This is a genomic window from Lacticaseibacillus baoqingensis (genome assembly GCF_003946165.1).
GTDB classification, from domain to species: Bacteria; Bacillota; Bacilli; order Lactobacillales; family Lactobacillaceae; genus Lacticaseibacillus; species Lacticaseibacillus baoqingensis.
This window is the reverse complement of sequence record NZ_RHOI01000030.1, coordinates 1-14245: the sequence shown is the minus strand read 5'-3', so window position 1 is coordinate 14245 and position 14245 is coordinate 1. Positions and strand designations below refer to the sequence as shown.

The 14245-nt window shown below is 53.3% G+C and carries 19 protein-coding genes; 6 read left to right on the top strand and 13 right to left on the bottom strand.

The window, feature by feature from the left end; translation table 11 throughout:
• Positions 1–118 precede the first annotated feature (118 nt).
• Together EKM91_RS11060 and EKM91_RS11055 are read left to right on the top strand one after the other, a co-directional pair.
• Positions 119–658 carry a DUF805 domain-containing protein gene (locus EKM91_RS11060; RefSeq protein ID WP_125753979.1) on the top strand — a complete coding sequence of 180 codons (540 nt, stop codon included), beginning with the start codon at positions 119–121 and terminating at the stop codon, positions 656–658.
• Positions 659–1029: 371 nt separating this feature from the next.
• On the top strand, positions 1030–1518 hold the full coding sequence (locus tag EKM91_RS11055; RefSeq protein WP_125753978.1) for a GNAT family N-acetyltransferase: 489 nt from the start codon (positions 1030–1032) through the stop codon (positions 1516–1518).
• 41 nt (positions 1519–1559) lie between these two features.
• On the opposite strand, the gene EKM91_RS11050 is transcribed toward EKM91_RS11055, so the two are convergent.
• The 9 genes from EKM91_RS11050 to EKM91_RS11010 all read right to left on the bottom strand — a co-directional run bounded on the left by EKM91_RS11050 (position 1560) and on the right by EKM91_RS11010 (position 7163).
• Positions 1560–2204, bottom strand: coding sequence for an SDR family oxidoreductase (locus tag EKM91_RS11050; RefSeq protein WP_125753977.1), 645 nt, complete (start codon positions 2202–2204; stop codon positions 1560–1562).
• Positions 2205–2306: 102 nt separating this feature from the next.
• Positions 2307–2564, bottom strand: a complete 258-nt coding sequence (locus EKM91_RS11045) for a metal-sensitive transcriptional regulator (RefSeq protein WP_125753976.1) — start codon at positions 2562–2564, stop codon at positions 2307–2309.
• A gap of 13 nt (positions 2565–2577) precedes the next feature.
• Positions 2578–4227 carry an FAD-dependent oxidoreductase gene (locus EKM91_RS11040; protein WP_125753975.1) on the bottom strand — a complete coding sequence of 550 codons (1650 nt, stop codon included), beginning with the start codon at positions 4225–4227 and terminating at the stop codon, positions 2578–2580.
• Positions 4224–4532, bottom strand: coding sequence for a rhodanese-like domain-containing protein (locus EKM91_RS11035; protein WP_125753974.1), 309 nt, complete (start codon positions 4530–4532; stop codon positions 4224–4226). Before EKM91_RS11035 ends, EKM91_RS11040 begins: the two co-directional genes overlap by 4 nt.
• Complete coding sequence (locus EKM91_RS11030; RefSeq protein WP_125753973.1) at positions 4532–4822, bottom strand: rhodanese-like domain-containing protein; 291 nt, start codon at positions 4820–4822, stop codon at positions 4532–4534. The genes EKM91_RS11035 and EKM91_RS11030 overlap by 1 nt, the downstream gene beginning before the upstream one ends.
• A gap of 200 nt (positions 4823–5022) precedes the next feature.
• Positions 5023–5904, bottom strand: coding sequence for a LysR family transcriptional regulator (locus EKM91_RS11025; protein ID WP_125753972.1), 882 nt, complete (start codon positions 5902–5904; stop codon positions 5023–5025).
• A 49-nt stretch (positions 5905–5953) separates the two neighbouring features.
• Positions 5954–6427: an NAD(P)H-binding protein gene (locus EKM91_RS11020; RefSeq protein ID WP_125753971.1), complete on the bottom strand. Its 474-nt coding sequence runs from the start codon at positions 6425–6427 to the stop codon at positions 5954–5956.
• A 2-nt stretch (positions 6428–6429) separates the two neighbouring features.
• Positions 6430–6747, bottom strand: coding sequence for a carboxymuconolactone decarboxylase family protein (locus EKM91_RS11015; RefSeq protein WP_125753970.1), 318 nt, complete (start codon positions 6745–6747; stop codon positions 6430–6432).
• A 2-nt stretch (positions 6748–6749) separates the two neighbouring features.
• On the bottom strand, positions 6750–7163 hold the full coding sequence (locus EKM91_RS11010; RefSeq protein ID WP_125753969.1) for a cupin domain-containing protein: 414 nt from the start codon (positions 7161–7163) through the stop codon (positions 6750–6752).
• Between the two features lie 222 nt (positions 7164–7385).
• On the opposite strand from EKM91_RS11010, the gene EKM91_RS11005 reads away from it, so the two are divergent.
• Positions 7386–8198, top strand: a complete 813-nt coding sequence (locus EKM91_RS11005) for an alpha/beta hydrolase (RefSeq protein WP_125753968.1) — start codon at positions 7386–7388, stop codon at positions 8196–8198.
• A gap of 108 nt (positions 8199–8306) precedes the next feature.
• Here the strand turns inward: EKM91_RS11005 and EKM91_RS11000 are convergent, their stop codons facing one another.
• A complete protein-coding gene (locus EKM91_RS11000) occupies positions 8307–9389 on the bottom strand; it encodes a hypothetical protein (RefSeq protein WP_125753967.1) in 1083 nt (360 codons plus the stop codon).
• 214 nt (positions 9390–9603) lie between these two features.
• Between EKM91_RS11000 and EKM91_RS10995 the strand changes: the two genes are divergently transcribed.
• The 3 genes from EKM91_RS10995 to EKM91_RS10985 all read left to right on the top strand — a co-directional run bounded on the left by EKM91_RS10995 (position 9604) and on the right by EKM91_RS10985 (position 12207).
• Complete coding sequence (locus EKM91_RS10995) at positions 9604–10419, top strand: aldo/keto reductase (RefSeq protein ID WP_125753966.1); 816 nt, start codon at positions 9604–9606, stop codon at positions 10417–10419.
• Positions 10420–10701: 282 nt separating this feature from the next.
• Positions 10702–11445, top strand: a complete 744-nt coding sequence (locus EKM91_RS10990) for a class I SAM-dependent methyltransferase (RefSeq protein WP_125753965.1) — start codon at positions 10702–10704, stop codon at positions 11443–11445.
• Positions 11446–11604: 159 nt separating this feature from the next.
• Complete coding sequence (locus EKM91_RS10985) at positions 11605–12207, top strand: FMN-dependent NADH-azoreductase (RefSeq protein WP_125753964.1); 603 nt, start codon at positions 11605–11607, stop codon at positions 12205–12207.
• 105 nt (positions 12208–12312) lie between these two features.
• Here the strand turns inward: EKM91_RS10985 and EKM91_RS10980 are convergent, their stop codons facing one another.
• The 3 genes from EKM91_RS10980 to tnpA all read right to left on the bottom strand — a co-directional run bounded on the left by EKM91_RS10980 (position 12313) and on the right by tnpA (position 14094).
• A complete protein-coding gene (locus EKM91_RS10980; RefSeq protein ID WP_164508553.1) occupies positions 12313–12747 on the bottom strand; it encodes a MarR family winged helix-turn-helix transcriptional regulator in 435 nt (144 codons plus the stop codon).
• 80 nt (positions 12748–12827) lie between these two features.
• Positions 12828–13586 (bottom strand): sulfite exporter TauE/SafE family protein, encoded by a 759-nt coding sequence (locus tag EKM91_RS10975; protein WP_125754001.1) that lies wholly within the window; start codon positions 13584–13586, stop codon positions 12828–12830.
• Positions 13587–13641: 55 nt separating this feature from the next.
• Positions 13642–14094 carry an IS200/IS605 family transposase gene (tnpA, locus tag EKM91_RS10970; protein ID WP_125753962.1) on the bottom strand — a complete coding sequence of 151 codons (453 nt, stop codon included), beginning with the start codon at positions 14092–14094 and terminating at the stop codon, positions 13642–13644.
• Positions 14095–14245 lie beyond the last annotated feature (151 nt).

Sequence of the window (14245 nt, the reverse complement as noted above, 5' to 3'; positions counted from 1 at the left end):
CGAAGTGACAAAACTGTTGGTTGTCACCAAGTCCTTTAGGGCCTATAGTAAAGTTAGGTAGCGGTGAAACCGCTATCATTTGGGGCTTAGGGGTGACAAGGGTAAGGGGGCAGATCGAATGAAACATGCAAGTCCAAGCATCGCGCAGCAAACACACAATAAGTATTATGGCGCTGGGGGCTTTGGCGCGATTGGGGCGTTTTTTGGGAATTATGCGAACTTTACCGGGCGCAGTACCCGGCGAGAATACTGGTGGCTGACGTTATTTGCCTCATTGGTCAGCTTTATTGTCAGTTTTGCCATGATCATGGCGGTCATTCGCCTCATCATGGCGCACGCCGATGAACTGAATCAAAAGCCATCGCTAGGGACCGCCATGGGGTGGCTCGGCGGTATGGTGGTGATGTTGATCATCGTTTGTATCGCTTATCTGGCGTGTTTGGTGCCGTCGATCGCGCTGGGTGTCCGGCGTTTTCGCGACGCTGGGGTGCATTGGGGGATCTTCGCGGCGTTAGAAGTGATCGATCTAGTGGCGGTGTTCGTGTTTCTCAACAACGCTAAGGTGATGTACTTGATCTCAGTCCCGATCGCGATCATCATGTTGGTGATTGAAGTCTTGCCGACGAAAAATCCGCCGACAGATGACCTGAGCAAGTGAGCCTCAGCAGATAAAGTCAAAACGCCGCGGTGCTCGTCGGAGTATCGCGGCGTTTTAGCGTGCAAAAAAGACGCGTGCTTGGGTAGTACGCGCCTCATTAAGGGGGACAACATGATGGAATCATGCCGCCTCTGGTAGTAGATTTCACCTTGGAGGAGTTCGATCTACCAGCCCATAGTTGGGCCTGCGTCTAGTATGCACCCAGAAATTGAATTTGTATATGCCATTTAATACCGCCTTAGCTGGGAAATATTTATTTTTTTATACATGCAAGCGAAAGTGGTCAAAGCGCACCGGATCAGTGCAATCGACTAGACGAAACAACTTCAAACGGCTACACTAAGCGGCATCAGGTTTTTAGGAGGCCGCTTATGCAAATCGCACCGTTTCACACTGATCCGCACATCATTGCCGAGCTTGTCGACTTGATCTTATATTGTCAAGACACAGAAGCCAAGCTTGGCATCACCATGGCAGAACAACCCGACGTCTTTATGATCCCAGACTATTATCAAGCGCCAGGCGGGGAGTTTTGGGTGGCGCAAACCGATTCCGGAAAGGTAGCAGGGTGCATCGGCTTGTTAAAACTTTCGCCTACGACAGCCGTGTTAAAGAAGTTCTTCGTCTACCCGCAATTTCGCGGGCGGCCGGTGAGCTTAGGCTGGCAGCTGTACCAAACGTTAGTCGCTGCCGCTAAGCAAAAAGGGCTGTCACGGTTAGTGTTAGATACCCCAGAAGCCGAACACCGCTCGCATCGCTTTTATGAGCGCCAAGGATTCACGCGCTGTACGCGAGCTGATCTCGGAGTCGATTATCCCTTTCCAGATCGCGGCAGCCGCTTTTACCAATTATCGCTTTAAACAAAAACACCAGTGTCGGTTGGCAGACACTGGCGTTTTTATTAGTAAAATGACGGCTTTGCGCCATCGGTATGCGGCTGGTTGACGCCAAGCGAATCTTGAACATATTTCGTTGGGTCGTTGATCAATTTGGTGACCAGATCGGCGACACTCTTGCGCGAGACTTCGGTACCTTTAAACAAATCGTCGCGGTGGGTCAGCTCATAATCGACGGTATCTGCGTTGGATAACCAAGCCGGGCGAACGATCGTGTAGTCTAAGTCGGAGTGCTCCACGACCTTGGCGGCTTTGGTGTAAGGGCCAAGATAGCCGCCGTCAAGTTGTTCATGGTTCCACTTGCCAAAGGCCCCAGGGACTTCATCATAGATCCCTAAAGTGGAGATCCAGATCAACCGCTTGAGCTTAGCCACGTCCATCGCTTGCACGACTGCTTTGGCTTGGGTCTCGATCGTTTGGCTGCCGCCAAGGTTGGCATAAACCAGATCAATGTTGGCCATGGCTTGCCGCAAAGCTTCTGGATCAGTGGCGTCGCCTTCGATGACCGTTTCGCGGTCAGGGTCGGTGACGGTCAGCCGTTTAGCATCCCGCAAAAACAAGGTCAAGTGATGCTTGGTCTCCTTTAACAATTGCTGTTCTGCTAACCGAGCGATCTGTCCGTTGGCACCTAAAATCAATACATTACTCATGCACTCACTCCTTTTACATGATCAGTGTAACACTGTTGTAAAAGTTGTAAACCGATTGACGCGGTCAGATGAAGCCGCTTTAACCAGCACCGCTTGCCGCCGCTATTTTTTCACGATCAGCTTCACGGCTTGTTCGATGCGGGCGTTGCGATCTGCTTCATCTCCGGATAAGAGGCAGTCTTTGAGGTTTTCAGCGACGATCAGCCCGATCAGGTTATCCAAGCTTGAGCGCACGGCGGTCAGCTGGCTGACCACGGCTTGGCATTCGGAATTGTTTTGCATCATCCGCAATGTCCCTTGCAGCTGGCCATCGGCGCGCTTCAAGCGATTTTCCATCGCTTTATCGTAGTGTAAAGTCATCGGTGTTCTCCTTTTAGTCAGTGGTGATCAAGTCATCGCGTACTTGTTGGTACAAGCTGTATGCGCCGTCGAGGTTTTGCACGTGAAACCCATGGCCGCGCAACAAGCGCTCTGCCAGATAACTGCGCAATCCAGTTTGGCAGCTGACGATATAGTCCTGGTGAGGATCAAGGTCATCCAAGTGGGCCCGCAACTGATCCAGCGGCAAGTTTTTGGCGGCGGAAAAATGCCCTTGGGCGTATTCGTCTGGCTCGCGCACATCCAGCAGTTGCTTGCCTTGGGCCAAAGCGGCGTCAAGTTCATGCCATTGCAGCGTGTGCGATAAGCCTAAGGCAATGTTGCTGGCAACATACCCAAGCATGTTGACCGGGTCTTTGGCGACTCCAAATGGCGGCGCGTAAGTCAGTTCTAATTCTGGCAAGTCAAACACGGTGAGCTGGCCTTTGATCGCGGTGGCGAGCACGTCGATGCGCTTGTCGACGCCATCTGGTCCGACGGCTTGGGCGCCATAAATGACGCCTGAGTCTGGTGCAAAGATCACTTTTAACCAAAGCGCTTGCGCGTTCGGGTAATAAGCGGCGTGATTCTTGCCGGAAATGTGGGCGACGGCGAATTTGAGGCCCAAAGCTCGCGCTTGGGCTTCACTCAAGCCGGTGGTGGCAGCCACTTGGTCAAATACGCGCACGATCGCCGTGCCGATGCTGCCGCGATTGGCGGTTTTGACCCCAGAAAGCACATCGGCGACTTGGCGGCCTTGCCGATTGGCGGGACTGGCCAAGGCAATCAAAGCAGGTTGCTTTGAAACTTGGTTGGTGACTTCGATCGCATCGCCAACGGCATAAACATGGGGTGCAGACGTTTGATAGCGATCATCAACGGCGATGCCGCCGGTCACGCCAAGGGTCAACCCAGCGGCTTGCGCCAGCGTCGTTTCTGGGCGCACGCCGACAGACACGAGGATCATGTCTGCCGGCAAACTGGTGCCAGAGCTTAATACCACGGCTTGCTCATGCACTTCTTTGACGCCGTCATGCAAGTGGACTGCTACGCCATGGGCTTTGAGACTGGTGACTAAAGGCGCTGCCATTTCTTCGTCCAAGGCGGGAAACACGTGACTGCCTGCTTCGACGATGCTGACTTTTAAGCCGCGTTTTTGCAGACTTTCGGCCATTTCTAAGCCGATGGCACCAGCGCCGATCACCACGGCAGTTTGCGGTGCAGCTTGATGCAGGTACGAGTCGATTTGATCCATATCTGGGATATTGCGCAAAGTAAAGACATTCGCGGCGCCAGTCAAGCCGGGGATCGCCGGTACCACGGGTTTGGCGCCAGGCGATAAGATCAAGTCATCATAGCTTTCGGTGTAAGTTTTGCTGCCGGCTTGCACCGTGACGGTTTGCGCGGCGGGATCGATGGCGATCACTGCCGTGTTTTCCCGCACATCCAGGTCAAAACGGGCCTTGAGCTTGGCTGGGGTTTGCACCAGCAGGTCGTCTCGATCGGTGATCTCTTGGCCTAAGTAATACGGCAAGCCGCAGTTGGCAAAAGACACATGCGGACCTTTTTCAAAGACGATGATCTGCGCGTCTTCTTGGAGGCGGCGCAATCTGGTTGCCGCTGACATCCCACCGGCAACGCCGCCGATGATCACATATTTTGTCATCTTACTGTCCTTCCTGTCCAAGCCAGCATGCCGCCAGCCACATTGGTCACAGCGATGCCGCGTTTGCTCAAAGCCTTTGCCGCGCGCTTGGACCGGGCACCGGAGCGGCAGATCACGTACAAGTCACTAGGATTTTTAGGCGTGTATTGATCGATGCGGCTCAGCGGGACGTTTTTGGCGCCGGCAATATGCCCGGCGCGATATTCGGTCGGTTCGCGCACATCGATCAGCTGCCCAAGATGTTGCTGCAAACGCTGGGCCAAAGTCGTGGTCGTGATGCTGGGGATCCGTGTGAAACCAAACATTAGCGTACCTCCAAGGGTTGTTGCCAAGCCAGCAAGCCGCCGGTGACGTTGATCACGTGTTGGCCTTGCGCGGTTAAGTATTCCGTGGCCATTGCTGAGCGCGAGCCGGAACGGCAGATCAGATACGCGCCGTTTGGGATCTCTTGATGGCGGTTGGTCAACTCGCTTACGGGAATGTTGATGGCATCGGGGATGTGGCCGCTGTTGAATTCATCCGGTTCGCGCACGTCGATGATCGTGGGGTGATCGGCAAGTTTTGCGGCTAAAGTTGCGGTATCAATGTTTTCCATACTAAAACCTCCAGTTATTGATACCCCTAGGGGTATATCGATAGTTTCAGCATATACCCCCATAGGTATATTGTCAAACTTGCCGGCACCCCGTTTGCCAAAGCTGTGCGCCGCAAAAAAAGCCTTGAAACCACGATTTGGAAGAAATCGCGGCTTCAAGGCGCTTGGGTTATGGCAACCCTGTTTGGGGTCCGAACGTCTCACTGGCGATATGGCGTGAAGCGTTCGATAAAGGCGGTGGTCACTGGGGTTTGCAGGCGATGCTTGCGCCAGGCTAACACCGTGTGCGTCTGCACGCGCGGTGAAAAGGGGATAAAACGCACCCCTGCATGGTCGTGCGGGTCAATGACCCCTTCGATCGTCAACGCTGCGCCGACTTGGCGGCGCACCAGCGGCAATACGTTAAAAATCAAGTTGAAGTGGCCCACAATGTTGAGCCGGTCAATATCTGCTTGCGCCCAATCTGAAAACAATTGCTGCACGGCATTGCGGCTGGAAATGATCAATGGAATGTCCGCGAGTGCATTCGGCGCGATCACCGGCTGAGTGGCCAGCGGCGCGTCGACACTCACCACCAGCCCCCAGCGTTCGGTATGGGCTAAGGTCAAGTGGTCATATTTGTCGGTATTGACGGGCTCTAACAACAAGCCTAAGTCGATCAAGCCTTTGTCCAAGCGATCGAATAAATCATCGCTCGTGCCGGTGAACAAATCGAAAGTGACGGCAGGATATTCGGTGGTGAAAGCAGCGATCTCATTAGCTAACATGTGGCTGCCGTCTGCTTCAACGGCGCCGATGTTAATGTTGCCGCTGAACAGGTCATGACGCTGGTCGATGAAGGTTTGCTCAGTTTGCGCGGTAAGCGTCAAGATCTCTTGGGCCCGGGTCTTGAGGTAAAGTCCGGCTTGGGTGAGGGTAAGGCCATGATTGCTGCGCGCAAATAACGGCGTGCCCAGCTCATTTTCCAAGCCCTTAAGCTGGCGCGACAGCGTCGGTTGGGTGATGTGCAGGCGCTGTGCCGCTTGTGAAATCGAGCCCGCGGCATCGATCGCCAAAAAATATTCCAATAGTCGCAGTTCCATGCCAACCGCCTCCGTCTCACGCATCAATGATGACTTTACTATAACGGTGTCAGTCAGGATTGACAATCACTTTGACGATCAAGGCCACCAGCTGCTCGCGCGCGGCCAAAGCGTCGGGGTGAGGTTGGCTTGGCGTTTGGATCAAGGTATAGTCCAAACTGCTGTCAGTGATCCGCTGAGTCGTAAGCGCTGCATCCAAAACTCCATCCGGATTCGCAGGGGTCAGCATGACCAGCCGCTTGACGCTGGCTTTGGTCATGGCGCCGACGATGTTAGCGGCCAGTGGGGCAAGTGCTCCAGTCAAGTTGGCATAGACGATGTCGATGGCAGTCAGCGCTTGATAAAGCGCTTGAAAGTCGCGCACATCTGCTTCGACTACCGCCTCGCGGACCGGGTCGATGCGGCCTAAACGCGCAGCCTGGCGCAGATATAGCGTGAGTTTGGCATCAGTGGTTTGCAAGAGGCGTTGTTCAACGCGGCGCGCGATTTGCCCATGGGCCCCTAAGATCAACACATTGCTCATGGTTAGTCAAAAATCGCTTTGGCTAAGTCAAACGCAGACCAAGCCTTGGGCCAGCCGGCATAAAAGCTCAAATGCGTGATCAATGCCACCATTTCTACTTTGGTCACACCATTGGTCTTGGCAATTTCCATGTGCGCTTTTAACTGGGGGAACAAGCCTTGGGCCATTAAGGCCGCACAGGTGATCAAGCTGCGATCATGGGCGGATAATTCGTCTTCTTTGGCCCAGACTTCGCCAAATAACACATCATCGTTTAAAGCCGCAAATTGCGGGGCAAAGTCCCCAAGTTGATCTCGGCCGGCGGTTTGTTTTTTGGTCATGATCAGGCCTCCAAAGCATGGTATTGCGCGTCGGATACTGCTTCCAGCCACTCAGGGGTGCCGGCGGTGATCGCGATATGGGCAAACCAGCTGTCTTTAGTGGCGCCGTGCCAATGTTTTACCCCGTCATGGGTGACGACGACATCGCCTGGGTGCAGCTTGCGCGCCGGCTGGCCGGCTTCTTGATACCAGCCTTCACCGCCAGTGACCAAAAGCAATTGGAACCCGTTATGATGGATATGCCAATTATTGCGGCACCCCGGTGCAAACGTGACATTGCCGACGCTGACGTTGATCGCCGGATCGTTGATCAAGGTATTCAGGTAGCTTTGGCCGACGAAGTACTGCGCATACGCGTCATTTTTGGCGCCGATCCCGAAGATCCCGTTTTTAACATTCTGTTCGTGATTAGGCATATGAGGTGATCCTTTCTGCTTGGCTGTCATGTGATGCTAACAAGATCCAGTTTAAAGCCCTCATTGCTATGCGTCCAATGCTTGATAACTGTACCAGCTATGCTTGAAAAGCATTATGGATACCAGATCACCTAAGATTGCCATAACTTTAGCCAGGACTGCCCAATAAAGGCGGCTAAGGGTTAGACTATAGCCGATCGTTTAAATAACAGAGGTGGCGCGATGCAGAAAAAATGGTGGGCAGTGATCGTAATTTTAGGACTGGGAGTCATCGGCAGTTGGGCAGTTTGGCGGCATGCGCAAGCCACGCAGCCGGTGTCTGGGGTGCCGACGGTGTTTGTGCATGGCTATAATGGCAATGCCCATTCCACTGGACAAATGATCGCCGCCTTGACGAAAGCCGGCGTCGCGCGGCAAACCATGCGTGTGACGGTCAAGCCTAATGGCCGATTGCAGGTAGAAGGGAACTTATCCGGCAAGAACCCGATCGTCCAAGTGGTCTATCAAGATCCTCGTAACGGTCAGGCATTCACCCCTTGGCTATTGCAAGTTTACGCGTTGTTGCATCGCCGTTATCATGTGAAGCAAGTCAATGCAGTGGGACATTCGGCTGGGGCGATCGCGGTGATCGAAGCGGCGATGCGCCGCCCTGCGGTGAAGATGCACAAGTTAGTGGTGATCGCCGGGCCGTTTTCTGGGGCGTTTGGACCTGGCGGCAAAATCAATTCGGTGCGGCTTGCGCCAAATGGCAAGCCTACCCCGCAAAGCCCGAAATACCGGCAGCTGTTGTCAGAAGCCAAGGATTTTCATGCCCAAGCGGTGTTGAACTTGTATGGCGACCTGAATGACGGGAGCCGCTCTGATGGGGTCGTACCGATCAATGCCGCCAAGAGTCTGCGCTACTTGTTGCGCCATTGGCAAGGCAGTTATCAAGTGCGAGCCGTTGTGGGCGCGGATGCGCAACACAGTAAGCTGCACCAAAACAATCCCATTGTGGATACGCAGCTGCGCCGATTCTTGTATCCGCAGCCGTGAGCCGTCACCAAGACGTCATCGGCTAGGCGCGTGCGCTAAAGCCGCGGTTAACAAAACAAACGTCTTGGGGTTGTGATTCATCAAGAATCCTTGCTCCAAGACGTTTTGTTATGGCAATTCTGGATACATATCGGCAAGGGTAACATGACCATTGACTACCGTGGCTTTTTGCCAGTCGATGTCTTTGCTGGTATAAGGGTCTGTCAGCATGCTAAAGGCATGACAGGCAACTTCGTAATTGGCGCTGCCGATGTTGGCCACACTGATGGCTGGCAGGCGGTCTTTGCTGGCATCGGCGGCTTGGAAGACTTGCATAATGTCAGCTTTGACTTGTGAGGTGTCTTTGCCGCGATCGGTTTTCGTGTAGGTCACTTGGCCGGTGGCGGTAATGGCGACCATGCGGGTTTTGCTGATGAAAACATACAAGGCTGACCCGTCAGTCGCCATGGTCGTCGTCGCCTTGGCGAGGCGATATCCGTGTTGGGCAGCCAAGGCCAGGTGCTGGCGATAAGTGGCCGTGTATAGGGTATCGGCACTGATTTGGCGCAAAGGCTGGAGCAGATATCGCGCGGCGCCCAATGTGTCGTTGTGGTAAAGCTTGTTGCCGATCACCCGCAGCTGCGTGCCGTCTGCGCCGACCCAGCGGCCGGCCAAAGCGGTGGTTGCCACGCGAGTCGGGGTTTTGCCGGTATTGGCATACACCGTGATGGCAGCCAGCTTGGTTTTATCTTCGGCTTGGGTGCAAATGCTGATGGCATAAAGCCGGTGGCCATGCGCCACATAGCCGACGGTGGGCGCAGGGGTGATCGTTGAGCGGAAAAGCGCGAGGTCGCTGAATGCTTTTAAGCGGATGCCAGCATTGGCTTTGGCTAAGCTGGCATTGAGCTGTTTGACCGAAAACCATTGTCGGTGCGCCTGCGATTCGTTTTGCAAAATCGCCGTTTTGGCTTCGGTGTAAGTGATCTTGGTCGTGCCGACTGCACTGCCGTGACGGGTGACGACGATGGTCGGAGCGACATTTTTAGCTTGCGGCGAATATTTTCCTGCGAGCCAAGAGCCGGTATCATGCCAAATGTTTTCGCTTTGGTTTAAGACCTTGTCACTGGTGGGTTGAGCCGTTGACAGCTGGGCATGACAGCCAGCAACGCTAAGCAAGGCGATCACCAAGAGCGGGAATAGCCATTTCTTCACGGGAAACTCCTTTTGAGGGATAGAGGGACAACTGCGAGTCTCAGTTAATGTACCATATGCACTGGGTGATGGCGCCACTACCAGCCGATCGTGACGAAATTTTATCAATGACCAGGCCAAAACCGGCTTTGACCTCAGCAAACGGGATATTTTGCCCTTCGTTGTGTTCCTGCCGGGCTAAAGGACTACACTGAACTTAACAGGAGGCATCAACATGACATCTTCGATTTTGACGGCAACATACACGTTAAGTAATGGGGTTAAGATCCCTAAAGTAGGCTTTGGCACGTGGCAGATCCCGCAAGCAAAGGCGCAAGAAGCGGTTTACAATGCCTTGTCATTGGGCTATCGGCATATCGATACGGCATTGGCTTATCACAATGAATCAGGCGTTGGCGCAGGGATCAGCTATGCCGGCATTCCTCGCGATCAGCTTTTTGTGACCACGAAATTACCAGCTGAGACCAAGACCTACGCAGGCACAAAGCGAGACTTTGAGACTTCGCTGAAAAACTTGGGGCTTGATTACGTTGACCTCTATTTGATCCATGCGCCATGGCCATGGGCTAAGCGCGGCAACTATGACCAGGAAAACCGGGACGTTTGGCGGGCCATGGAGGAAATTTATCAAAGCGGCCGCGCCAAGGCCATCGGGATCTCCAACTTTGGGGTGCCGGAAATGAAAAACATTTTTGCTGGGGCTGTCGTCAAGCCGATGGTCAACCAGATCCGCTACCATGTGGGTTATACGGAGAATGTGATCACCAAGTTTGCCAAGGATAATGGGTTGCTGGTGGAAGCATACTCACCGCTTGCCACCGGCCGCTTATTGCAAGACCCAGACCTCACGGCGATCGCTGAGTCATATAATGTGTCCATCGCACAGCTGGCCATTAAGTTCTGCTTGCAAAACGGGACGCTACCGCTGCCAAAAGCCACGCACCGCATGCACGCTGAAAGCAACGCGCAGTTGGACTTTACGATCAGTGACGCAGACATGGACAAGCTCAACCACCTCGAAGAAGAATAGCGGCCGATAGTTGTTTGCGACCAAAACATGCTCGCTTTGAGTTTGAGGGTTCGGGCAGTGCGCTTATTTTGACACGGTCTAATACTTGCGGTGAGGACCCTGCCAATTCGGCGGCCACGACGCGCTTTGGCAGAGTTTGGTGTCGGGTTTGTGACTGGCCGTTGTGTGTGCAGGCGACTTTTAAAATGATGGGTCAATGACCGTTTTTGCTTCTATCAACAAATTATGATAAAATATTAATTATCTAATCAGTGTCTAACGCGAATCGATCGAGGTAAAGCCATGCAATGGAATGCAAAACAGTATGATGAACAACACGATTTCGTCTTTAAATATGGCGAAGGTTTATTGGCAGATATGCCCAAGGCGCCTGGGCGAGTGTTGGATATCGGCTGTGGGACTGGCGAGTTGAGTCAGGAGCTGACTGAAGCAGGCTTTGATGTCGTCGGCATTGACCAATCTGAAGCCATGATCGCCGTGGCCATGGCGCATTATCCCGCGGTGGAATTCAAAGTTGCCGATATTTTGGATTACGGCGGCAAGCCGGCGCAATATGACGTGTTGTTTTCGAACGCATGCTTTCATTGGGTCCGCGCGCAAGATCGCTTGGCTAGTGTCATGCATCGGCTGTTAAAGCCGGATGGGGTGCTAGTGGCTGAATTTGGTGCTGAAGGCAACATCAAGCAGATCCAAGATGCCTTTGCCAAGGCCTTGGCGAAGCGCGGGATCACGTATACGTCACCATTTTATTTTCCGAATGAAGCAGACTATCGGGATCTGTTAACGCGCCATGGGTTCTCTGATGTGCAGCTGAAAGTCTATGCGCGGCCAACGGTGCTTAAAGGCGGAAAAGTTGGGTTGCGGCAATGGCTGGCGCAGTTTTTCAAAACCGAGTTGGCCGAAGTACCAGCAGCAGAGCAGGCGGCGTTGTTTGACGAACTTGATGAAACTTTAGCCCCAAGCTTGTGGGTCGACGACCATTGGGAAGCCGATTATCGCCGCATCCGCGTGCATGCAGGCGCTTAAATCAAATTGGACCAGGAGCCGGACGGTGCCTGGTTTTTTTTTGCACAAATTCTGCCGCCAGCGTTTTTTACCATAAAAGGTTGCCGGCTACATTATTTCGTGTTAAGGTACATAGGTAGCCGGCAACCAAAACGTCGGAAATGCAAAGGAGATAAGTATATGACACAAGTATTAGTGATCAAGGCACATCCATTCGGGCCAGACCGTTCTCGCAGCATGCGCGTGTTAGCGACGTTTATGCAGCATTATCAAACGGCTCATCCAGATGACACTATTAGCGAACGCAACTTGTACCAAGAAGACTTTCCAGAGCTTGACGGGGAGATGTTGGCGGCGTTTGCCCCAGATGTCACCCCAACGCCTGCCGCTCAAGCCAAGTTGGCGGTGTTTGGTGCGGCACTTGAGCAGTTTAAGGCGGCTGACAAGATCGTCATTGCCAATCCAATGTGGAACCTTGGGTTGCCGACTAAGTTAAAGTCATGGATCGATGCGATCACCGTTGTCGGCCAAACCTTCCGCTACACCGCCACAGGCCATGTTGCGTTATTGCCCGGCAAAAAGGTATTGCACATCCAAGCAGCAGGCGGCAAGTATGCCGGTGTGGATCCAGCGACGCAATATGTGCACGCTGCGCTGGAATACCTCGGCACCGATACCGTGATCGATCTGCCAGTTGAAGGGATGGATCATTTTCCTGACCAGGCGCAAGCCATTGTCGCCGCAGCCGAAAAGCAAGCGGCAACTTTAGGCAAAACCTTCTAAGCTTAGCCATAAAAAGCAACAACCAGCGACACAAAGGGGCCTTGGGATCACGATTTTAATATCGTGGCCCCAAGGCCCCTTTGTCATGGGCTGGAGATTTCAACCTTATTTTTTTAAAGCGGCAGTCATTTTCTTGGCAAGTTTGATATATTGGGCCTGTTCGGCGGCGGTCAAGGCGTTGGTTGACTGTTGTTCGACTGCTTGACACACCATTTTGACCCGCTCGGCCAAGTCCTTGCCAGCCGGCGTCAGTGCGACGAGGCTGACGCGGCGGTCTTTTGCAGAAGCCAAGGTGGTCACCACGCCTGCTGCCGTCAGTCGGCGCACCGACTTAGCGATGGTGGCATGATTCACGTCTAATAAGGCGGCTAACTCTGTTTGCCGCTTGGGTTGCGCATGGTCTTGAAGCAAGGCCATCAAGAGCATTTCCTGGCCGGGGTAAACGCCCAACTCGCGCAGACCGGCTTCAGTCTTGGCGCGGTGGGCGGCAACGACATTCAAAGTCGCGGCACCGACGGGAAATTCATTGAAAACGAGCATGTGAGGGGCCTCCTTGTATGTTGCCGGCAACATACTAAGCATAGCAGTAATTGCGCTTTTTGCAACGGTTTATCCGCGAACTAGAAGTAGGCGGTCACAAAGAAATAGCCTGCCAACCCGAAAGCAGCAATGCCAATGGTGATGCGAATCGCGCGTTGCGGCAAGCGGCGCACGATCATCGGTCCCAGCATGCCGCCGATAAACATCCCCACGCCTAAAGGCACCACCATCAGCCAATAGACGTTGGTGGTGAACGCGTAGATCACTAGCGACACGATGTTGGCGGCGAAAGTGGTGAAGTTTTTCAGCGCATTCGCCACGCCAAAAGTCAGCGGCAAGGAAACCGACAAAATCGCCAGCATCACGATCCCCGCTGCGGCGCCAAAATACCCGAGGTAAACACCGACTAAGCCGATGAAGAGATTGCGCACGACCACGCGCCAGCCGGTGACCGCATTCGTCACCGTGGCTTGCCCTGGCTGATGCCAAGCGGAGTACAACATCAACCCGCCTGCCAGCGCGATGAGAAACGGCACTACCTTGGCAAAAGTCGCCGCCGGGGCGATCGCCAAGATCAGCGCGCCAATGATGCTGCCAATGATCGTATAACTGGTGACAGTCACCATCAAGCGGCGGTTGGCGCGCAGTTCCTGCGCCGAAGATAACCCAGCGCCGACTCCGGTGAAGATCATCGCTGCGGAATTGGTGACATTGGCAGAAACCGGCGGCACGCCCAGCGCGATCAAGACAGGATACGTGATCAAAGACGCCATGCCTGCCATTGACGACACCAAGCCGCCGCCTAAGCCTGCCAATAATAAGATCAAGCTTGTTATCATCACATGTTTTGGCGAGAAACCTCTGACTTTAGTCAGGGGAGGTAAGCCCGACTGGTTAACGCTGGTTAGCGTTTTTGTTGGGCCGTCCCGCCTTCCCCCTTTCTGTTCTCTGGGTTTGAATATAGTTAGCCACGGTCTCTTTTGACATATTACCAAGTGTTCCCATGTAATAGCTGGGTGACCATAGATGTCCGTCCCAAAGGAGTTGCTTAGTTTCTGGGTGAGCGACAAACCAAGTACGTGCCGATGCCCCTTTGAGAATTTTGACTACATTAGCTGGGGCGTACTTTGGTTTGAAACTGAGTAGTAGGTGTATATGGTCTGGCATCACTTCTATCTGCTCAACGGTAATTTCGTTGTCATTGGCAGCCGCGGTCAAAATCTCACACATTTCTGCGACAAGTTGCGGTGTCGTGAAAACCTTGCGGCGATACTTAGTGACCCAAACCAGATGATAGTGAAAATCGTAGACGTAGCCGCGTTCATAAATCGCATTATTCTTAACCATAAGTATTCTCCTAAAGCACCTGCATGAATTGATTGTTGTTGTCTATATTATACCATAGGCAGTATAATATAGGCGTAAGGAGGTGAAAACCAATGGCTAAGAAAATGGCAGACTTGAACAATCACTATGGGTTGAAAATGCGTCTTTTCCC